Genomic DNA, 19645 nt, shown 5'->3' with positions numbered 1-19645 from the left:
AATTGTTCTACATAATGGCATGATTTTCTAATATTAAAAGCATGAAATTATGACTGATCTGTTATAACACTGTGAAAAATGAGTAAGAATTAAGTCGTTTAAGCGTAAATGCAAAAACGCATAAGTAGATATGTGTGATAAGGGAGAGTGGCGGTTTGCTTATATGGAGTGAAATCTCGACTGAACTTAAAGATATTGCACTGATTGTTATTGAAAGCTAAAACAGATTAAACGTATATAAAATAAGTTATTTGAGTACGTAAAAATACTGTGAATAGGGCTGAAAAAATCCCCCTGATTGTTCAGAGGGATTTGGGTTATTTCGCAGTAAAGGATGAGGTAAAGCTTTGTGCTTGCCGGCGCGCTTCTGGTTCTGAAGGCATTGGATAGGGTGCAGCAGAACGAACAGCTGCTTCGACGCTGGCTTTCATGTCAGGGTCACTGGAGCTCACGATCACAGAGCGTACAGCGCCACTATCCGAAAGCGTGACACGTGCAGTCGCGGTTTTACCCGTTGAACCTGCTGGGGTATCCCAAGCACGCTTAATTTTATTTTCAAAGTCGCGCTTAGCCGTTGAAGCAATTTGCTTTGCTTCAGCTTTTTTTTGAGCGGCTTCTTCGGCAGCTTGTTTTGCAGATGAAGCACGTGCTTCTTCAGCCGGACGCTCTTTCGCTTCAGCATCGGCTTTACGTTTTGCATCAGCGGCAGCCTTGGCTTTTTCGGAATCAGCTTTGGCTTTTGCATCAGCATTTGCCTTAGCTTTATCAGCATCAGCTTTACGTTTGGCATCAGCGTCAGCTTTGATCTTCGCAGCATCTGCTTTAGCTTTAGCATCGGCATTTGCCTTGGCTTTATCGGCATCTGCTTTAGCTTTCGCATCAGCGGCGGCTTTCGCTTTGTCCGCATCGGCTTTACGTTTTGCATCAGCGGCAGCCTTGGCTTTATCTGCATCTGCTTTGGCCTTTGTATCAGCGTCTTGCTTCTGCTTTTTAGCGAGATCCGCTTTCTTTTGTGCCTCTAGCTTCGCTTTTTGTACTGCCTCTGCTTTTTTCAATGCTTCTAAGTTTGCTCGGCGTTTGGCATCTGCTTCGGCTTTCGCCGCTGCATCTGCTTTGGTTTTCTCAACATTTTTAGCTTGCTCCGCTGCACGGGCTGCAGCACGTTTTTGCTGAGCTTGTAATTTTTCAGCTTCAGCCTTTGCACGTGCCTGAATCTGCTGCTGTAATTCAGCTTTACGCGCTGCCGCTTCAGCAGCTTTGGTATCCGCAGCTGCTTTTTGAGCGTCGACCTTTGGCACAACGGGTGTTATTGGTGGCGCGGTTGGGATAACAGGTGCAGGCTCTACAGCGGGCGGAGTAGTTTGTGTGATTTCTTTGGCGACATTTTCATGTGCTGTTTCCGTAAACTCTGTTTCTTCAAGCGTAACAGGCTTTAAGTCCTCAGGTTTGATGAGCACAGTTCTAATTTGCTTCGGTGGCTCTGGTGGTTTACTCATACCAAGATAAAGTAAGCCAACAACAGCAATCACATGGACACCAAAGGTAAATCCAAGCGCGATGGCTTTTTGTTTAAAAGGTGGCTTTTTAAAATCTTTCATAAATTACTTTAATGGCTCTGTGAGTAATCCAACTTGGCTGAGACCCGCTTCTTGTAGGCTGTTCATGAGCGACATGACTTCGCCATAAGAGCGTGACTGTTCACCTTCCACAACAACCGTTAAAGTTTTATTTTCAGCCTGAGCTTGTTGCTGTGCTTCACTTAAAATAGACGTCAATTCAGATAACGCCAAAGGTTCAGCTGAACTGTGTGTTTTATATTTAAGGAAATAGCGGCCTTCTTTATCTAAGCTGACCATTGCAGGTGCATCTTTTGATTCAATGGGGTTGCCATTGGCCTGCGGTAAATCGACATTGATACCGCTCGTAATCATGGGTGCGGTGACCATAAAAATCACTAATAATACGAGCATGACGTCAATATATGGGACGACGTTCATCTCACTTTTTAGTGGTTTTTTAATGCGCTCGAAGCGTCCTGAACGTTGAATTGCCATTAGTCATGTTCCTTAGTTTCACCCAAAGACTGACGTTGTAATAACGCAACCATTTCTTCTGCAAATAAAGCACGATCGGAGTAAACCGTTTCGCCTTTTCCGGTGTAATGGTTAAATGCCAATACTGCCGGAATCGCTGCAAATAAACCAATCGCTGTAGCAATGAGGGCTTCAGCAATACCGGGTGCAACCGTTGCAAGGGTGACTTGATCTACGTCTGCTAAACCGATGAATGCATTCATGATGCCCCAAACAGTACCAAATAAGCCAACATACGGGGCAACAGAACCAATGCTGGCTAAAGCACCTAAGCCTTGTTCAAGTTGGCTTTGGTCACGACTTAGACCGACGCGTAAAATACGTTCTGTGCCTTCAATAGTTTGTGCTGGAGCAGCATTGCGTTTTTTGAGTTTTAAAAACTCGCCTAAACCTTGATAAAAAATATCCTCAAGGCCGACACGTTTGGAGTTAAGTTGCGCATTGTTATACAGCGTATTCAGTTCAGCACCTGACCAAAAAATTTTTTGGAAATGGTCATCGTCTGCCTGTGCTTTTTTATAACTCATGTGTAACTTGGCAATCAGATACCAGCTAAACAGCGAGGCCAAAAGTAAAGCCAGCATTACCAGTTGTACGACTGGGCTTGCTTGTAATATTAGATCTGAAACTTGAAGAGATGATTCGAGTTGAGTTGCCATAGTTACTACATGTGCCAATAATTTTTTTAGTCTTGTCCTAATTCTTTTAGAATCAGTTCGCGGATTTCATCGGGAAGTCGACGTGGTTTCATTTCTGAACTGATACATGCCAATTCGACCTCACCTGATGCAAGCATGATTTCACCACGATAAATATTTTGTTGCAACACAAATGACGTAGCCTTACACGAAACAACACTTGCTGTAACAGTAATTAAATCATCCATTAAAATTGGACGTGAATATTTCACATTAATTTTGTGTACAACGAAGTTATAGTCTTTTTGATGCCAGTAATGATCTACACCAGAAGCTCGTAACCACTCTGTACGGGTACGCTCCATAAAGCGAATATGATTGGCGTGGTAAACAATGCCACCTGCATCAGTATCTTCAATATAGACACGAATGTTGAATTCAAATTTATTCGCCATGAGAGTATTCCGTTTTTCCAGTTGTACGAGTCGATTTAGATTGACTTGGCGCTTTTATATTTAAGGACAGGGTCTTAAAATTGATGCACGTCAAAGTACTAATGCGTCGCAGTTTAGCATTATGAGATTTCACTCCAATGGCACAAGATGTCAAATATTGTGATTCATGACTGTTGGGGGAGTTAAGCGCTGTATGGCTATAAAAATATAAGGATAAGGGAATGAATGGTTATTTTAAGCTGCTGCTTATTTTGGCTGTGGCATTTGCGCTGTGGACATATTGGCTTAAACCTGAGCAAGGAAGCAGAAGTTTAGAGTTATATTCACCGACTGAAAATGTACAGCAAGTTGAAGGCTACACGATTACTTCCTTAGAACCATATGCGGGAGAGTTTCGTGTGTTGGCGCGTGAAAACTATAGGATGGGCCGTGAAGCAGATCTAAGTCCTGTGGATTTTGCTTTGGGTTGGAACGAGATGGCGAAACCTGAAGTCTACAAGCAATTATCCATTACACAAAGTAATCGTTGGTATTATTGGCGTTATGAGAACAATCCACCCATTCCAGTAAATGAGATTGCGTCGAGTAGTGCCAATACGCATTTGATCCCAGCCAATAAAGTTGTTGCACAAAAGCTTGCAGATATTGATGCAGACGACATGGTTTATTTAAAAGGGCAACTGGTTGAAGTTAAGTCGGCTGATGGTTGGACGTGGCGCAGTTCACTGAGTCGGACAGACACAGGAAATGGGGCGTGTGAGTTAATGCTGGTCGAAGAGGTGAGGGAAATTTCTTCTTTATAAATTGTTGAGAGGGAATGCATAGCCAAGGCTTGTGATGGATTCTCGTTTTAAAAAAAGATAATGTTATTTAAATATTTTATAAATGCATACCTAGTATTGTATTAAGAAGCTGACTAATAGAGCGACTAGGTATAACTTTATTAAAACGTGAATATTAACTTAAAATGGCATTAAATTTGCTTTTAGCGTTATGTAATTAAATTAGGGAAATTTACATATGCCAACGCGTTTAGCATTATCTATAGCTGTCACATCTGGTCTTTTAGCACTTTCATCTTTCACTTTTGCTGATGACTTTCAGGTTTTAAAACAACTAGAAAATAAGCCAATGTTATTAAAACAAGGTGAATATCAAGGGAATTATTATGTTCCAAGTACATTAAAAACAATTACATGGGGCTATTTACCAAATAAGAATGCTAAACCAGTATTAACAGTTCCATCGGAAAGTACAGTGACCTTTGATACTGTTTCACATGAAGGATTGCTTGAAGATCAGGGGAGAGATGCTGAAAAGTATTTTTCATCGCATGGGGTTGAATCTGAAAATGTTCTAGATGAAGCAAAATTAATTACGCGCTCCAATTTAAAGCATGATTTTCATAAAGATGGTCCACACATCATCACAGGTCCAATTGCAATTGATGGTGCAATGCCTGGGGATATCTTAAAAGTTGAAATCTTAAAAGTTGAACCACGAGTTCCTTATGGTGTGATTTCAAATAGACATGGAAAGGGTACATTACCTGAGTTTCCAAAGCGTAAAAAGATAGATGGGGCTTCAGCAAATAATCCAGATGCATACGGTAATGTTTCTATCTTTACGCCAATTGAAAAAAATAAAAATGGAGTTTGGGAAGGTGTTTTAAAAACTGATACAGGCCCATCAATCCGCTTTCCTTTAAACCCATTTATGGGGACTATGGGGGTGGCTGCAAATACAAGCGAACCTGTGCATTCAGTACCCCCATCATTTTATGGAGGAAACATTGATATTAATGAGTTAAGTGCTGGGGCAACGGTATACTACCCTGTACAAGTGCCAGGTGCACTGTTCTATACAGGTGATAGTCATTTTGTTCAAGGAGATGGTGAAGTTTCCTTGACTGCTCTAGAGGGGTCAGCGAGGGCAACGTTTAAAATTACGCTGTTAAAGGCGGGCAAGGATAAAGTGCCTGGTAAAACCATTAGACAACCTCTAGCAGAGAATGCGGAGTTTTGGATTACGCCTGGTTTAGACGAAGATTTGGACGAAGCAATGCGTAAATCAACACGTGAAGCGATTCGCTTTTTGGTTGATGAATATGGTATTTCAGAAGAAATTGCATATGCTTATTTAAGTGCCGCTACAGACTTTGAGGTATCCCAAGTGGTTGATCGTACCAAAGGTATTCATGCCATGATCCGTAAAGCAGACTTTAATGAGTTTAAAGAAACAAAGAATAAATAGTGAATGCAAAAGAAGGTGGCATTAAGCCTCCTTCTTTTGCATTAAACAGGTATTTTAGGGTTTATCCTTCGGTTCGGGCGGTGTCATACCAAACTGCAAATATGCCATATTGGTGGCAATACGGCCACGGGCTGTCCGCATGACATAACCTTGTTGAATCAAATATGGTTCAATCACATCTTCTAAAGTACCTGAGTCTTCAGCCATCGCTGCTGCCAGAGCTTCTACACCACCAGGGCCGCCATCAAAACGTTCAAGTAACATACTCAAATAACGACGGTCTAAAGTGTCTAAACCATCTTTATCGACATTGAGCATATCGAGTGCACGCTGAGCCATATCTTGTGTCACTTCACCAGTACCTTTGACTTGCGCATAGTCACGGACTCGACGCAATAAACGGTTGGCAATACGTGGTGTGCCGCGCGAACGACGAGCAATTTCTCCTGATCCTTCACGCGTAATAGGTACATCCATCAAATTGGCAGAACGAGTCACAATATGCGTCAAGTCAGCGACGGAATAGAATTCAAGGCGTTGCACAATACCAAAACGGTCACGTAAAGGCGAAGTGAGCAGGCCAGCACGTGTGGTTGCGGCAACTAGAGTAAAAGGGGGTAAGTCGAGCTTAATTGAACGCGCCGCAGGACCTTCACCAATCATAATGTCGAGTTGGTAGTCTTCCATGGCAGGATAAAGAATTTCTTCAATCACGGGGGAAAGACGGTGAATTTCGTCGATGAATAGCACATCACCTTCTTCAAGGTTGGTCAGCATGGCTGCCAAATCCCCAGCCCGTTCTAGTACGGGGCCTGAAGTCGACTTGAGGTTTCCACCCATTTCACGGGCAATAATATTGGCAAGTGTGGTTTTACCCAGTCCCGGTGGACCAAAAATTAAGGTGTGATCGAGGGCTTCACCACGACCACGTGCTGCGCCAATAAAGATTTCCATTTGTTCACGAACCACGGGCTGACCGATGTAGTCATCGAGTGAGGTCGGGCGGATAGCGCGGTCGATATGATCTTCGGGTTTTTCGGAACCACCGATGAGACGGTCTTGCATATATTATTTAAACTTTAGGTTAATATGCTTTGTAGCAAAATGTCAGAAAAGAAAGTATATACCTTGGCGGAGTCTTTCCATTTTCAAGCGAAACTCAGGGATAACCTGCGGTTCGCCTTACTTTTGTTTTGGCAAAAGTAAGCAAAACCACCGTCATTCGCAAAACTCATCGAATGAAAGTTCGTATCGACTATATCGCAGAAACATTGATGTGCAAATGTCTCCTGACTCGAACAGTTGCGAATGACACTTACGTGTATCAAATGTCGTCTTGATTGAGATGCTTTATTTATTCATCGATTTGAGTGCAGCACGGATGATGTCACTTGCTTCAGTAAAATCACTTTTTGCAGCATTGACCAATTTCTGTGCTTCTAAAGGTTTGTACCCTAAAGATTGTAAGGCCGCTTCAGCTTCTGCCACGGCAGAGTTGCCTGTGAACTGGATTTGTTCAACAGTTGAGTTGCTTGGCACTGTGCCTGAAGACATCGCTTTAAAGCGATCACGTAGCTCAATCATCAAACGTTCAGCTGTTTTTTTACCCACGCCTGGTACTTTGACCAGTGTGTTGATATCTTCATGTTCAACAGTATGAATGAGCATATCGACACTGAGTGTGGATAAAATACCTAAAGCCATTTTAGGGCCGACACCGTTGACCTTTAACAGTGTGCGAAAAATGATTTTTTCTTGTTGATGCAGGAAGCCGTAAAGCAGTTGAGCATCCTCACGGACTGCAAGGTGCGTCCATAAGGTAATTTTCTGGCCTTTTTGTAGTTGGCAGAAGGTTGTCAGTGGTGTATCAATTTCATAACCAACACCATTTACATTTAAAAGTACAGTGGGTGCTTCTAGTGCGAAGACTTCACCAATAAGACATCCGATCATGTTGTGTGATTCACTTTTTTATCAATGGTTGCATAGTAGTGAGCATTGCGCAGAAAGGCAAAAGACTCATGGAAAATTGAGTTCGGATTGATGGCTTTATCATCAAACTGGATGTTGATGACTTATTTAAATCAATCCTGCCTTATTGCCTTGTAACTCTTGAGACAAGTTGTACGCTTGGTGGTCTGAAAATTTAGAAATAATATCTAAGACCTGCATAATATTTTCATAGTGGTTGCTACCAAAGTGCGCACCAGAACGACATAAAATAGCCATTAAGCGTTGTTCTTTAAAGCTCAATGTTTTATGCGGTGTAGTGAGCGGAATAAAGGCATCTAAAATATTTTGCAAACTTTGATGGGCAATAATTTCCAAACCCGCTTTTTGCGGGTGTTCAAATATTTTATCGCGGGCTAAATCCTTTGCACGGTTAATGCCTAACTCAATATCGGCAGCGCAGTATTGCAGTAAGCTACCCGCCAGTTGTCCGCTTAAAATTTCAAAATGATGCTTAGCAAAAGCCGATGTGACTTCTTCAACCAGACGTTTCATCACCCGTCCGCGCAACGCTGCAATTTTTTGCTGCCATGTAGTATCTGGCATCGACAGTTCAGTTGGTGCGCTGTATTCACCCAGCAAGCTTAAAAAAATCGGTTCAACTTCTTCATAAGACAACATGTTTAAAATAATGCCATCTTCAAGGTCAATCAGGGCGTAGCAAATATCATCTGCTGCTTCAAGTAAATAAGTCAGTGGATGACGACAATAATGATATTCACCTAGTTGAATCAGTCCGAGTTGCTCTGCGATTTGTTGCAGGATTTCTTTTTCTGCCTGATAGCAGCCAAATTTGGCACGTTTACTGGCAGGGGTATTGCCTTGTGATTCGATGGTTTTCGATAGCCACGGATATTTTAAATAAGCCCCAAGTGTTGCATATGTCAGACGCATGCCTCCATCATTAGGGTGATAGTCAATTTTAGTCAGTAAGCGTAGACCTTGGGCATTACCTTCAAATTGACGCACATCGGCTTGTTCTTCTGGGGAAAGTTTCTCTAAAAAGTTGCCATGTGATGCATCGTCAAACCATTCACGAATAGCATATTCACCAGCATGACCAAACGGGGGGTTCCCAATATCATGTGCTAAACAAGCAGCTTGAATAATGGCTCCAACATCGGCAGGGGAAATCCACATTGGTAGTTCATCTTTAATCTTTTCCGCTGCCAGCATGCCAAGAGAGCGGCCAATACAGGAGACTTCAAGCGAATGCGTTAAACGAGTATGAATGCCATCGTGTTGAGTCAGAGGATGGACTTGGGTTTTTCGGTTCAGTTGGCGAAAACTTTGAGAAAAAATAATTCGGTCATAATCTTTGTGAAATGGGCTACGTGCCAATTCGGTATTTTGTTTTTTACTTCCAATACGAACTGTTGAGAGCAGTTCCAACCAACGCATTTGCATCATTTATCGTTATTCAGTAAGTCATTGGCTTCATCATGCCAAAAAAGTGTGACGAGCTCTAGAGGGCTGCGACATAAGTTGTCTTTTAATTTATGCAGTATTAAGTTTTCAGAAATAGAACATCTTAAAGCAGTCATGTTTGTTCTCAAGGAGGCTATCGACTTCGTTATTTGCAGCTTAAAAATCAATTGAAAATGATTTTTAGAACCCAACAAAAGCCCAAAAGACGGGCATCTTTGAAATGTATCCCTTAAAACATTTGTTACTAATCATGTTTGATTTTTAAAGTCAAAGTAAATTGATCTTTTAAAACAAAGAAATCTCACTTTTTTAAGTCGTAGACGACTAGCTGATTTTGGCAATACACAGTAGAATATGCGCTCTCTTCAAGTCACATTGAGGTAGGTTGCCTAGACCTGCCCGTGGAGCCAAAAACAGCATGTTTATCGTTGCCGGTGCACCTGCACACTCTTCTTTTAAGCAAACACAACTTTTAACACGTCTATCGTCTATCAGTTCTGTTCAATCAATAGAAAGCCAATGGGTTTACCTTTTCGACCAAGCGCTCGACGAGCAACAACAGCAATCTGCTTTGCAGCTATTAAATGATGGTGCAACCTTCCAAGTTCGCGAAGCGACAAGTGATGAAGTTCAAGTCCTTGTGACGCCACGTGTAGGTACAATCTCGCCGTGGTCATCAAAGGCAACGGATATTTTTGCTAACTGTAATACCCCGATACACCGCTTAGAACGCGGTGTTTTGTTTACTTTAAAAGGTATTTCTGAAGTATCGGATGCAGTAAAACAAGTTTTACATGACCGTATGACTGAAAGTGTGTTCAATCAAATTGAAGATGCGGCTGCATTGTTCTCTGAAACGGCTCCAAAACCTTTAAACGCAATTGACATATTAGGTCAGGGTAAAGACGCTTTAGTGAAAGCAAACTCTGAGTTTGGTTTTGCACTCTCTGATGAAGAAATTGATTATTTAGTTGCTGCTTTTAACAAACTCGGTCGTAACCCACACGATATCGAACTGATGATGTTTGCTCAGGCAAACTCAGAGCACTGTCGTCATAAAATCTTTGGTTCTGAATGGACAATTGATGGTGAAAAACAGCGATTGTCATTGTTCCAAATGATTAAAAATACTTATAAAGAATCACCGACAGATGTATTGTCAGCATATAAAGACAATGCTTCGGTGATTGTTGGTTTTGATACTCAGCGTTTCTATCCAAAGAAAGATGAAGCGACTGGTCACCACGTTTATAAATACAAGAGCCAAGCCGCTCACATCCTGATGAAAGTGGAAACGCATAACCACCCAACAGCGATTGCGCCATTTGCGGGCGCTGCGACTGGTTCGGGCGGTGAAATTCGTGATGAAGGTGCAACAGGTCGTGGTGGTAAACCAAAAGCAGGCTTAACAGGCTTTACCGTGTCTAACTTGAACATTCCGGGGTTTGAACAGCCTTGGGAAGAAAACTACGGTAAACCATCTCGTATGGCATCTCCGCTTCAAATTATGATTGAAGGCCCATTGGGTGGTGCTGCGTTTAACAACGAATTTGGTCGTCCTGCGTTAAATGGTTACTTCCGAACTTTTGAGCAAAACGTTAATGGCGATGTGAAAGGTTTCCATAAGCCAATCATGATTGCTGGTGGTTACGGTAACATCCGTCCAGACCACGTGGAAAAAGATGCGATTCAACCGGGTGACTTACTGATTGTTCTTGGTGGGCCTGCAATGCTGATCGGCCTTGGTGGCGGTGCTGCATCTTCTGTGGACAGCGGTAAACTGGGTGAAAACCTAGATTTTGCTTCTGTACAACGTGAAAACCCTGAAATGGAACGTCGTTGCCAAGAAGTGATTGATGCATGCTGGCGTATGGAAGACTTCAACCCAATCGTGTCTGTGCATGACGTGGGTGCAGGTGGTGTTTCTAACGCAATGCCTGAATTGGTGAATGACCACGAACTGGGTGCGATTCTTGATTTACGTAAGATTCCTTCGCTTGAGCCAGGCATGTCTCCAATGGAGATCTGGTCAAATGAAGCGCAAGAGCGTTATGTATTGGCGATTCGTCCAAGTTCTTTAGAATTATTTGAATCATTATGTGCACGTGAACGTTGTCCGTTTGCCGTTTTAGGTGAAGCAACTGAAGCGCGTCAATTGACGGTGAACGATCCATTGTTTGATAACAAAGCCGTGGATATGCCAATGCAAGTCATGCTGGGTGGCACACCTCGTATGAGCCGTTCGTATGAAACGATTGAACGTCAAGGCGACGACTTTGATGCATCTAAAGTTACAGATTTGAAAGATGCGATTTACCGTGTGCTTAAAAATCCAACGGTTGCATCGAAATCATTTTTGATCACCATTGGTGACCGTTCAATTACAGGTATGGTTGCACGTGATCAGTTTGTAGGTCGTTGGCAGGTTCCTGTTGCCGATGCAGCAGTAACGACAACAAGCTTACAAGGTTATACAGGTGAAGCAATGGCGATGGGTGAACGTCCGCCTGTTGCCTTGTTAAATCCTGCGGCATCTGCGCGTTTATCGGTTGCAGAGTCGATTTCAAATATTATGTCTGCAAAAATCGACCAGATCAGTGACATTAAATTGTCTGCAAACTGGATGGCGGCGGCAGGGCAAAAAGGTGAAGACCAAGCTTTATTCGAAGGTGTAAAAGCCATCGGTATGGAAATGTGTCCTGCATTAGGTATCGCAATTCCTGTAGGTAAAGACTCATTGTCTATGCGTACAACGTGGAATGACGAAGGCGAAGATAAATCTGTGACCTCACCGATGTCAGGTGTAATCACAGCTTTTGCTCCTGTGACTGATGTACGTAAAACCTTAACGCCTGAATTGAAAAATGAAGAATCAGTACTTGTCCGTATTGATCTTTCTAAAGGTCAGTTCCGTTTAGGCGGTTCGATCTTAGCTCAGGTTTATAAAGCGATTGGTTCAGTAACACCAGATGTAGATAGTTTTGATGACTTCAAAGCATTCTTTGCCTTGGTTCAAGACTGGAATAACCGCGGCTTAATTAAGGCTTACCACGACATCGGTGATGGTGGTTTGCTTGCAACTGTTGCGGAAATGATGTTTGCAGCACGTCTCGGTGTGGCTTTAGAAGATCAATCAACTGAAAGTTTATTTGCAGAAGAAATTGGTGCAGTGCTTCAAATCAGCGCGTCTGATTGGGCAACACTTGCAGAAGAAGTTGCGGCATCTACATTACGCGATGCAATTGCGGTTATTGGTACTGTAAATAATACAGATCAATTGACTGTAAATGGCTTAGTGCTTGAACGTGCAGACTTGCAAGTGGCGTGGACTGAAGTGTCACATCAGATTCAACGTCTACGTGATAACGTGGAAACAGCGGATCAAGAATTTGCATTGATCACGGACAAATCACATGCAGGTATTATTGCAAAACCTACATTTGATTTGAACGAGCCAATCGAAGCGCCGTACATCAACGAACGCCGTCCAAACATGGTGATCTTACGTGAACAAGGCGTAAACGGTCATGTTGAAATGGCTGCGGCATTCGACAAAGTTGGTTTCAATACTGTAGACGTGCACATGAGCGACTTGCTTGCAGGTCGTATCAGCCTAGATGACTTTGAAGGTCTTGTGGCATGTGGTGGTTTCTCTTACGGTGACGTAATGGGTGCTGGTGGTGGTTGGGCGAAATCAGTTTTGTTCAACCCAAAACTTCGTGACCAATTTGAAAAATTCTTCAATCGTGACGAAACGTTCTCTCTTGGTATTTGTAATGGCTGTCAAATGTTGTCGCAATTGGCGCCACTGATTCCGGGTGCTGAAGCTTGGCCGCGTTTCCACCGCAACACTTCTGAGATGTTTGAAGCGCGTGCAGTAAACGTTCGTGTTGAAAAATCGAACTCTGTATTGTTAGAAGGTATGGAAGGTTCAATCCTGCCGATCGCAGTTGCACATGGTGAAGGTCGTGTGGTAACAAGCGCGGATAACTTGGCTGCATTAAATGCAGGCAATCAAGTGATCTTGCGTTATGTCGATAGCCAAGGGAACCCGACTCAACACTATCCAATGAACCCGAATGGTTCACCAGAAGCGATTTCAGGTGTCACATCGAAAGATGGTCGTGCAACGATTATGATGCCGCACCCTGAACGTAACTTCCGTGCGGTACAGCATTCTTGGAAGCCTGAAGAGTGGACGGAAGATGGTGCATGGTTACGTATGTTCCGTAATGCACGTAAGTTCATTGGTTAATTTGAAGTCTGTGTTTTGAAAAGCCACCTTCGGGTGGCTTTTTTATTGAATTAATTTTTTTGTTTTTTGAATTTTTATTTCTCCCGTTGAAGTTGGTTTAGATTTTGCTTTTATATTTATGTGAAAGTGATATTGTGTAATAAGTGCACAAATATCATGCAAAATAGAAGAAAGATGGATTACTAAACAATTTCAGTATCAACACTTATGTATGAGGTGATGACATGATTAAAACAGTTACATACGAAGCAGTCGATAAGTCTGCGTTACGTAAAAAAGGATGGAAGTTGTTTGCTGTGATTTTGAGCTTGCAATTGATCTTTTTGATTTTGGGGTATATGTTGCAGATGTGATTTTGAGAATAAAAAAAAACCGCCGAGAGGCGGTTTTTTATTGAATGTACTATTTATATAAAATAGACTGCATTTTTAGTTGGCGTAATTTTAAACAAAATTTATATCTATATGACTTTACTTTTCATGGGCGAAAAGTAACAAAAGCCCTTTGTTCGTCTGATGGGGCATCCTTGTTCACAGTTTGACGGGCGACATCTATGTCACAAGTCATGTGATTGAATTTAGCCTTTGAAAATGTTTTCATAAAAGTAGTAAAAGTCACTGGTCTTTTTAAATTGAGAAATTTGTGTTGAACCAGGATAAAGTTGTGACGGTACCTCAATTAAAAAACCAAAGTTTACTAATTCCATATTGGGATTTTTAATATCATATTCGAATTCAGGATCATCACGATTGGTTTCTATGGTGTAAATTTCCTCTATTAGGTAAATTAAATGGCTATTTAATCTAGTAATAATATATGTATATTTATCAAAAATTTGCTTTGAAATACTAAGGTTTTTAAACAGTACAGAAGCACGGCCTATCATTTTTGCTTGTTTTTCTAGGTAGGTTTGATCAAGTATTCCTAAAATTTCAATGCTTAATTCTAAATTGTCCTTGTCTTTAAAAAACTTTTCGATAAACCCAACATTTATATTTTCTGCTTCTTCAATAAAAGCTAATAATTGTTTTTGTTCTTTCAAAGTACGAAATTTAGTATAGCTTTCAATTGAACCTGTAATTAAAGATGCAAAAGGGATAGATTTAATTGTGTCTTCTAGCAGAGTATTGGCTGTTTTAAAGATAATTTCATCTGCTAAATTTTCAGTTGTTGTTAAAGCAAGTTCACGGGCAATATTTTTATTAGACATAGGTACAGTCGATCAATATGATTGATGTGATATTAATAAAATCTACATTAAAGCGCTATGCTCAAACTCATCTACTATGTCCCCGAATCTCATCTTGAATCCACCAAACTTGCGATTTTTGAAGCAGGAGCAGGTGGTATAGGGAATTATGAACACTGTGCATGGCAAGTTTTGGGCACAGGGCAGTTTAAACCTGTAAAAGACGCAAATCCGTTTATAGGTCAGTTAGATGCTTTGGAGCAAATTCCAGAGTGGCGGGTGGAAACCATTGTTCCAGAGGAAAAAGCTTCTGCTGTGACAAAGGCTTTAAAATTAAGTCATCCCTATGAAGAACCAGCTTTTGAGTTTATTCAAATCGTGGATATTTAATCTTAAAAGAAGTTTGTGGCGGAGTCTTAAGGTTTAATATTTAATTGAGACTTTAACCTTCGGTTCGACCTACTTTTCTTTCGGGAAAAGTAGGCAAAACCATTGTCATCAGCAAAACTCGACTGCTTTCATCATTTGATTAAATAAGTCGCAGAAACTCTATGATAGGTATTTAGGTTAGCTCGAACAGTTGCTGATGACCTTAACGCGTATCAAACTTTTGCAATCACTGTAATTAAGACAGCAGCTAAACCTTCTGAATAAATAACTCACGATCAAAACGATACTGCGGGAAAAACACACCGTCTTCTGCACGCTCACCTGCACCAATCACCATCACAGGGTATTGCTGATCATTCAGATTTAACAGTTTACGCACCAAAGGCTCATCAAAACCTTCCATCATACAACTATCGAAACCATAAGCCCGTAAAGCTAGCACTAGGTTCTCACAAGCTAAAGCTGTGGTTTTACTTGCCCAAAGCTTAGCATCGGCTTGATTAAATGCAGTTACAGGCAGTTGTTTGTCTAAGCTACGTGCAATTTTGAAAGCCACTTTCTTAAAGTTACCCAGTGCATTTAAGTAACCTGTCTTATAGTTATAAGGAATGAACTTATAATATTTCTGTACAGTCGCAGGCGCTTCAGGAAAAGGGAACTCTGTAATGTTGCGTTTTGCCATTTCATCATTACGGTCTGTACGCGCGACACACACGATCAGTTCTGACGCAGTTTTTGCCGCAAGCTGATTTAGACAAGCTTTGACCAGCTGTTTTTTCTTAGTGGGATTCTGCACCACATAAAAAGTCCAAGGCTGTAAGTTAGATGAGTTTGGTGCAAGTAGGGCCAAATCTAAACAGTCATCAAGTACTTCAGTTGGAATTTCTTTCTTGGTAAATTTGCGAACCGAACGGCGGCTTTGGATGACTTTCTTAAAATTTTCAACATCGATACCTTGTGGTGCAGGCTCAAAGTAACGCTTTTTTTCTGTAGTGTTCGACATAAGTAGTTTTTCCGAATGGGTTCTTAAATATGTTGGGACGGAAAATAAAAAAACCACTGTGTAATATGCAACACAGTGGTTTTTAGTCATTCAACGATGAAGGATTAGTTGAACTGGGTGAAATCAGGTTTACGCTTTTGCATAAATGCTGATACGGCTTCCATCATTTCTGGAGAGCCGACACGATCCATGAAAATTTCAGCTTCATGATCAATCCAAGCCACAATTTCATTTACATTGTGTTTCATCAAAGCTTTAGACTGCACTAAAGAGGCTAAAGGTAAAGCAGACAATTGTGCCGCTTTTTTAGCTGCTGCTGCATAGACATCATCTTCAATACTATTCACAAGGTTTGCAGCAACTGCAGTTGCACTGTCAAACTTCTGAGCGGTCAGCAGTAATTCAGCAGCTTTGTGATAACCTGCTTGTTCTACCAATAATTTGCTTGAAGCGCCTTCTGGAGATAAACCAAGGCTGACAAATGGAATTTGGAATAGGGCAGTGTTGTCGCTATAAACCAAGTCACAATGTAACAGGATCGTTACCCCAATACCAATCGCCACACCACGTACAGCCGCAATCAACGGTTTAGAAAATTTTGCCGCAGATTTAAGTAAAATAAATGGAGGGCCTTCAGCCGCAGGTGCTTGACCTTTTTGCGCTGCAGATTTCATAAAATCTTGCATGTCGTTGCCTGCGGTAAAGTCCGCGTCTTCTCCACGTAGAATGACAGCACGAACGCTATTGTCTAGATCTGCTTCATCTAAAGCTTTTGCGATCCACAAATAAAGCTCGCCATATAACGCATTCTTTGCTTCAGGACGGTGAATGGCTAATGTCAGTACGCCATTGTCTAATTTTGCATTCAAATGTTGATGAGGTTGTTGAATACAGCTCAGTGTCATCGTACTATCCTTGCTAGAAAGTTTGGTTTAATTTTATGGGCTCATTATGTCGCATAATTTTATGATCGACACAACTGACCAGTTCATAAAAAAGTAAAAGATTTATGCCATATACATTTGATTATCTCGTATTCATTGGTCGCTTCCAGCCATTTCACTTGGCGCATATGCAAACCATTAAGATTGCTTTAGAGCAAAGTGAAAATGTCATTTTGGCTTTAGGCTCTGCGCAAAATGAACGAAATACGAAAAATCCATTTTTAGCATCTGAACGTGAAGAAATGATTTTATCGAACTTTTCAGAAGCGCATCAAAAACGGATTCACTTTGTACATGTAATTGATGTTTATAATGATGTTAAATGGGTGCAATTGGTAAAAAAATTAGTGAATCATGTAGTCACACCTGATTCTAAAGTTGGACTCATTGGCCATTTTAAAGATGATTCCTCGTATTATTTACAGCTTTTTCCTGAGTGGCAAATGGTTGAGCTCGATAGTCTACAAGACGCGATGTCTGCAACCCCCGTTCGTGAAGCTTATTATCGAGGTGATATTTTAGAGCAGGCGTTTCCATTGGGAACCAGTGAGTTTTTACATAAATTCCAACAAAGTGAAATATATAAACAGTTACAACACAAATTTTTAACTCAGGACCCATCCAATTTAGACTAAGGTTCTCAGTCGAATAAAAATATTTCGACGAGGATCGAGTTCAATGGATAGAAAACAACAGACGAAACAGATTGCACGTTATGCGGTCATTAAAAATGCTTTGCTGATTGCAGGTGTTACATTTGCATTCAGCACTCAAGTGCAGGCCCAGTCATGGACATTGACACCTCAGAGTAATGTAGGCTTTGAAATTAAATCCTTGGGCGTGACCGTTGTAAGAGCTAAGTTTAATCGGGTGCAATCCAGCATGCAGTTTGATGCTAAAGCACCACAGCATGCTTCAACGAATTTTGTCATGGATGTAAATAGCCTAAGCTTGAGTAAACCTTCACTGAAAAATATCATTTTGGGTGAAGATTTGTTTTATGCATCCAAGTACAAAACCGCTAATTTTAAAAGCACCAGTTTTAAAGACTTGGGTGGTGGTCAATATAATATTGTCGGAAACTTAACACTTCGCGGCATTACCAAGCCAGTTAGCTTTAGCACCACACTAAAACCGAGTGCCAATAATGCCAATCTACTGGATGTCCAGTCCTCCGCCGTGATTAACCGAAGTGACTTTGGCATGAAAAAAGCCATTGGGGGTGTAGGCGAAAAAGTGAATATTCAACTGTCAGGGCAGTGGAAAGTGCAATAGAGGCTTCATATCTTAAAGACCTACATTCAGGTCTTGTTTAATTCATCGCTGCGTGAGCCTGTTCAATCAAGAGATCTGTTAGCTGATTTAACTGCATCGACTGCTGTTTCCAATGATGCCAATACAAAGGCAAATCGATATTGAGTTGAGGATCTACCTCAACCAATGAGCCATCCTGCAAACGCGGTTTGGCTTGGTAATAGGGCAACCAACCATAGCCGAGTCCCATCGTAACCGCATCAAAAAATGCACTGGAAGATGGAATAAAGTGATGTGGATATTGAGTTGGATTGAGTCCAAACTTTTGTTGGATATACGCTGTATGGAGTTGATCTTTTGCATTAAAGATCAGTGCAGGGGCTGCACGTAGAGACTCTCGGTTGACACCTTGTTTAAACCATTGCTGCGCAAAAGTTGGCGTGGCGACAAAACGATAGTTCATATCGCCAATGTATTTCGCTACGCAGCCTTTCATGGCTTGTGATTCATCTGTCACGCAGGCATTCACCAAACCGGCTTCAAGTAAGTGATGGGTTTGCGATTGATCATCGACCTGAAAATGCACCACGATCTTTTGTTCAATTAATGTTGACTGTAGCAATGGCAACAGCCATGTCGCTAAGGAGTCGGCATTGGTTGCAATGTTGATTTGATAAAAAGCAGAGGTGTTCATATGACCCGTGAGGTTCTGAATGAAACTTTGCTCTAACAGTCGGCTATGTTGCAAATAATGTAGCAGCGATTGACCTGCTTGTGTCGGGCGGCAAGGTCTTTCCCGCACAATTAATAAATGCCCCAAACTTTTTTCTAGGCTCTGTACGCGTAAAGTGACGGCAGAAGCAGTAATGCATAGCTGTTCGGCAGCAAGGTCAAAACTTCCCGTTTCTGCCACTGCTAAAAATGCGTCGCACTGTTTGTGATTCAGCATATCAAGGCTCGCTTTAAACTAAAAATATTTTAGTTATATTGATATTTTCTAAATAATACTTAATTTAACTAAAAATGAAAGATAATCCTGACATCATCAATTAAGTTGAAAAGTCAAAATGTTAAGTACATATGTACAAGGGCTTGCAGTTGGGATGAGCCTGATTATTGCCATTGGGGCGCAAAATGCATTCGTGCTAAAACAGGGGCTCAAAAAGCAGTTTGTTTTTTGGGTATGTTTTGTCTGTGCACTGTCGGATTCGATTTTAATTGTCTTAGGTGTTTCGGGTTTTTCAAAAGTGCTTCAGAACTATCCTGAAATTATTCAGTTTTCCAAATGGGCAGGGGCACTTTTCCTGTTTTGTTACGGATTCCAACATGCACTGCGGGCATTCAAATCACAGCAGGGCTTGGAGGCAAGTTCCATCGAAAAGCATCATCTAATGAATATTGTTTTGCTGTGTTTGGCGCTGACTTGGCTTAATCCGCATGTTTATTTAGATACGGTTATTTTACTGGGTTCTATTTCAACTCAGTTTGAGCAACCTGCGTACTTTGCTTTAGGGGCTGTGTGTGCATCTTGGTTGTTTTTCTTTGCTTTGGGCTATGGTGCTCGTGTGCTTATCCCCATTTTTGCAAATCCGAAAGCGTGGAATGTACTGGATGCGATCATTGCTCTGGTGATGTGGGGGATCGCCATTTCACTGCTTGTGAAATAAAAGCGTGTGCAAAAAACTATAAATTAAAAAATCACAAAAAACAAAGCCCGCATCTGCGGGCTTATA

Annotated in this window: 19 protein-coding genes; 8 read left to right on the top strand and 11 right to left on the bottom strand. The window is 41.4% G+C overall.

What is annotated here, in order from left to right; translation table 11 throughout:
* Window positions 1–317: 317 nt before the first annotated feature.
* From tolA to ybgC, 4 genes are read right to left on the bottom strand one after another with little or no spacing between them, the layout of a single operon-like run.
* The gene (gene tolA, locus AXW61_RS13335; protein ID WP_062034681.1) at window positions 318–1598 is read right to left on the bottom strand and encodes a cell envelope integrity protein TolA; all 1281 of its coding nucleotides are present in this window, start codon (window positions 1596–1598) and stop codon (window positions 318–320) included.
* A gap of 3 nt (window positions 1599–1601) precedes the next feature.
* Window positions 1602–2054 carry a protein TolR gene (gene tolR, locus AXW61_RS13330; RefSeq protein ID WP_004693872.1) on the bottom strand — a complete coding sequence of 151 codons (453 nt, stop codon included), beginning with the start codon at window positions 2052–2054 and terminating at the stop codon, window positions 1602–1604.
* Window positions 2054–2752 carry a protein TolQ gene (gene tolQ / locus AXW61_RS13325; RefSeq protein WP_004693871.1) on the bottom strand — a complete coding sequence of 233 codons (699 nt, stop codon included), beginning with the start codon at window positions 2750–2752 and terminating at the stop codon, window positions 2054–2056. The genes tolR and tolQ overlap by 1 nt, the downstream gene beginning before the upstream one ends.
* 26 nt (window positions 2753–2778) lie before the next feature.
* Window positions 2779–3186, bottom strand: a complete 408-nt coding sequence (ybgC, locus tag AXW61_RS13320; RefSeq protein WP_004693869.1) for a tol-pal system-associated acyl-CoA thioesterase — start codon at window positions 3184–3186, stop codon at window positions 2779–2781.
* A 221-nt stretch (window positions 3187–3407) separates the two neighbouring features.
* Here ybgC and AXW61_RS13315 point away from each other — a divergent pair, with 221 nt between their 5' ends.
* Complete coding sequence (locus AXW61_RS13315) at window positions 3408–3989, top strand: hypothetical protein (protein ID WP_062034680.1); 582 nt, start codon at window positions 3408–3410, stop codon at window positions 3987–3989.
* A gap of 217 nt (window positions 3990–4206) precedes the next feature.
* A complete protein-coding gene (locus AXW61_RS13310) occupies window positions 4207–5439 on the top strand; it encodes an acetamidase/formamidase family protein (protein WP_062034679.1) in 1233 nt (410 codons plus the stop codon).
* Window positions 5440–5493: 54 nt separating this feature from the next.
* Here the strand turns inward: AXW61_RS13310 and ruvB are convergent, their stop codons facing one another.
* The 3 genes from ruvB to AXW61_RS13295 form a co-directional block, all read right to left on the bottom strand.
* Window positions 5494–6504, bottom strand: a complete 1011-nt coding sequence (gene ruvB, locus AXW61_RS13305; RefSeq protein WP_062034678.1) for a Holliday junction branch migration DNA helicase RuvB — start codon at window positions 6502–6504, stop codon at window positions 5494–5496.
* Window positions 6505–6789: 285 nt separating this feature from the next.
* Entirely contained in the window at window positions 6790–7392 is a 603-nt protein-coding gene (gene ruvA, locus AXW61_RS13300; protein WP_062034677.1) for a Holliday junction branch migration protein RuvA, read from the bottom strand.
* Between the two features lie 126 nt (window positions 7393–7518).
* Window positions 7519–8859 carry a deoxyguanosinetriphosphate triphosphohydrolase gene (locus tag AXW61_RS13295; protein ID WP_062034676.1) on the bottom strand — a complete coding sequence of 447 codons (1341 nt, stop codon included), beginning with the start codon at window positions 8857–8859 and terminating at the stop codon, window positions 7519–7521.
* A 436-nt stretch (window positions 8860–9295) separates the two neighbouring features.
* Here AXW61_RS13295 and purL point away from each other — a divergent pair, with 436 nt between their 5' ends.
* Together purL and AXW61_RS17890 are read left to right on the top strand one after the other, a co-directional pair.
* Window positions 9296–13132, top strand: a complete 3837-nt coding sequence (purL, locus tag AXW61_RS13290) for a phosphoribosylformylglycinamidine synthase (RefSeq protein ID WP_062034675.1) — start codon at window positions 9296–9298, stop codon at window positions 13130–13132.
* Between the two features lie 224 nt (window positions 13133–13356).
* Entirely contained in the window at window positions 13357–13485 is a 129-nt protein-coding gene (locus AXW61_RS17890) for a KGW motif small protein (RefSeq protein ID WP_252716368.1), read from the top strand.
* A 224-nt stretch (window positions 13486–13709) separates the two neighbouring features.
* On the opposite strand, the gene AXW61_RS13285 is transcribed toward AXW61_RS17890, so the two are convergent.
* Window positions 13710–14342 (bottom strand): hypothetical protein, encoded by a 633-nt coding sequence (locus AXW61_RS13285; RefSeq protein ID WP_010326418.1) that lies wholly within the window; start codon window positions 14340–14342, stop codon window positions 13710–13712.
* Between the two features lie 57 nt (window positions 14343–14399).
* Here AXW61_RS13285 and AXW61_RS13280 point away from each other — a divergent pair, with 57 nt between their 5' ends.
* A complete protein-coding gene (locus tag AXW61_RS13280; protein WP_010326419.1) occupies window positions 14400–14711 on the top strand; it encodes an NIF3 1 in 312 nt (103 codons plus the stop codon).
* A 247-nt stretch (window positions 14712–14958) separates the two neighbouring features.
* On the opposite strand, the gene AXW61_RS13275 is transcribed toward AXW61_RS13280, so the two are convergent.
* Window positions 14959–15714, bottom strand: coding sequence for a nitroreductase family protein (locus tag AXW61_RS13275; RefSeq protein WP_062034674.1), 756 nt, complete (start codon window positions 15712–15714; stop codon window positions 14959–14961).
* A 104-nt stretch (window positions 15715–15818) separates the two neighbouring features.
* Entirely contained in the window at window positions 15819–16619 is an 801-nt protein-coding gene (locus AXW61_RS13270; protein WP_004693847.1) for an enoyl-CoA hydratase-related protein, read from the bottom strand.
* A 104-nt stretch (window positions 16620–16723) separates the two neighbouring features.
* Between AXW61_RS13270 and AXW61_RS13265 the strand changes: the two genes are divergently transcribed.
* Window positions 16724–17293, top strand: coding sequence for a nicotinate-nicotinamide nucleotide adenylyltransferase (locus AXW61_RS13265; protein ID WP_062034673.1), 570 nt, complete (start codon window positions 16724–16726; stop codon window positions 17291–17293).
* A 43-nt stretch (window positions 17294–17336) separates the two neighbouring features.
* Window positions 17337–17933 (top strand): YceI family protein, encoded by a 597-nt coding sequence (locus AXW61_RS13260; protein ID WP_062034672.1) that lies wholly within the window; start codon window positions 17337–17339, stop codon window positions 17931–17933.
* A gap of 37 nt (window positions 17934–17970) precedes the next feature.
* On the opposite strand, the gene AXW61_RS13255 is transcribed toward AXW61_RS13260, so the two are convergent.
* Complete coding sequence (locus AXW61_RS13255; protein ID WP_010326423.1) at window positions 17971–18861, bottom strand: LysR family transcriptional regulator ArgP; 891 nt, start codon at window positions 18859–18861, stop codon at window positions 17971–17973.
* Between the two features lie 118 nt (window positions 18862–18979).
* Here AXW61_RS13255 and AXW61_RS13250 point away from each other — a divergent pair, with 118 nt between their 5' ends.
* Entirely contained in the window at window positions 18980–19579 is a 600-nt protein-coding gene (locus AXW61_RS13250; RefSeq protein ID WP_062034671.1) for a LysE/ArgO family amino acid transporter, read from the top strand.
* The last annotated feature ends 66 nt before the right edge of the window (window positions 19580–19645 follow it).

Origin of the sequence: Acinetobacter sp. BMW17 (assembly GCF_001592855.1) — a bacterium.
Classification (GTDB): domain Bacteria; phylum Pseudomonadota; class Gammaproteobacteria; order Pseudomonadales; family Moraxellaceae; genus Acinetobacter; species Acinetobacter johnsonii.
Note: the sequence above shows the minus strand (reverse complement) of the source record. Positions and strands in the feature narration are given on the sequence as shown.

What these genes read in the sequence shown, in the direction of transcription:
- purL (WP_062034675.1), top strand. Translation starts at nt 9,296, where the DNA reads ATGTTTATCGTTGCCGGTGCACCTGCACACTCTTCTTTTAAGCAAACA.
- AXW61_RS13270 (WP_004693847.1), bottom strand. Translation starts at nt 16,619, where the DNA reads ATGACACTGAGCTGTATTCAACAACCTCATCAACATTTGAATGCAAAA.
- tolA (WP_062034681.1), bottom strand. Translation starts at nt 1,598, where the DNA reads ATGAAAGATTTTAAAAAGCCACCTTTTAAACAAAAAGCCATCGCGCTT.
- AXW61_RS13280 (WP_010326419.1), top strand. Translation starts at nt 14,400, where the DNA reads ATGCTCAAACTCATCTACTATGTCCCCGAATCTCATCTTGAATCCACC.
- AXW61_RS13285 (WP_010326418.1), bottom strand. Translation starts at nt 14,342, where the DNA reads ATGTCTAATAAAAATATTGCCCGTGAACTTGCTTTAACAACAACTGAA.
- AXW61_RS13250 (WP_062034671.1), top strand. Translation starts at nt 18,980, where the DNA reads ATGTTAAGTACATATGTACAAGGGCTTGCAGTTGGGATGAGCCTGATT.
- ybgC (WP_004693869.1), bottom strand. Translation starts at nt 3,186, where the DNA reads ATGGCGAATAAATTTGAATTCAACATTCGTGTCTATATTGAAGATACT.
- ruvA (WP_062034677.1), bottom strand. Translation starts at nt 7,392, where the DNA reads ATGATCGGATGTCTTATTGGTGAAGTCTTCGCACTAGAAGCACCCACT.
- tolQ (WP_004693871.1), bottom strand. Translation starts at nt 2,752, where the DNA reads ATGGCAACTCAACTCGAATCATCTCTTCAAGTTTCAGATCTAATATTA.
- AXW61_RS13265 (WP_062034673.1), top strand. Translation starts at nt 16,724, where the DNA reads ATGCCATATACATTTGATTATCTCGTATTCATTGGTCGCTTCCAGCCA.
- ruvB (WP_062034678.1), bottom strand. Translation starts at nt 6,504, where the DNA reads ATGCAAGACCGTCTCATCGGTGGTTCCGAAAAACCCGAAGATCATATC.
- AXW61_RS13295 (WP_062034676.1), bottom strand. Translation starts at nt 8,859, where the DNA reads ATGATGCAAATGCGTTGGTTGGAACTGCTCTCAACAGTTCGTATTGGA.
- tolR (WP_004693872.1), bottom strand. Translation starts at nt 2,054, where the DNA reads ATGGCAATTCAACGTTCAGGACGCTTCGAGCGCATTAAAAAACCACTA.
- AXW61_RS13310 (WP_062034679.1), top strand. Translation starts at nt 4,207, where the DNA reads ATGCCAACGCGTTTAGCATTATCTATAGCTGTCACATCTGGTCTTTTA.
- AXW61_RS13275 (WP_062034674.1), bottom strand. Translation starts at nt 15,714, where the DNA reads ATGTCGAACACTACAGAAAAAAAGCGTTACTTTGAGCCTGCACCACAA.
- AXW61_RS17890 (WP_252716368.1), top strand. Translation starts at nt 13,357, where the DNA reads ATGATTAAAACAGTTACATACGAAGCAGTCGATAAGTCTGCGTTACGT.
- AXW61_RS13255 (WP_010326423.1), bottom strand. Translation starts at nt 18,861, where the DNA reads ATGCTGAATCACAAACAGTGCGACGCATTTTTAGCAGTGGCAGAAACG.
- AXW61_RS13260 (WP_062034672.1), top strand. Translation starts at nt 17,337, where the DNA reads ATGGATAGAAAACAACAGACGAAACAGATTGCACGTTATGCGGTCATT.
- AXW61_RS13315 (WP_062034680.1), top strand. Translation starts at nt 3,408, where the DNA reads ATGAATGGTTATTTTAAGCTGCTGCTTATTTTGGCTGTGGCATTTGCG.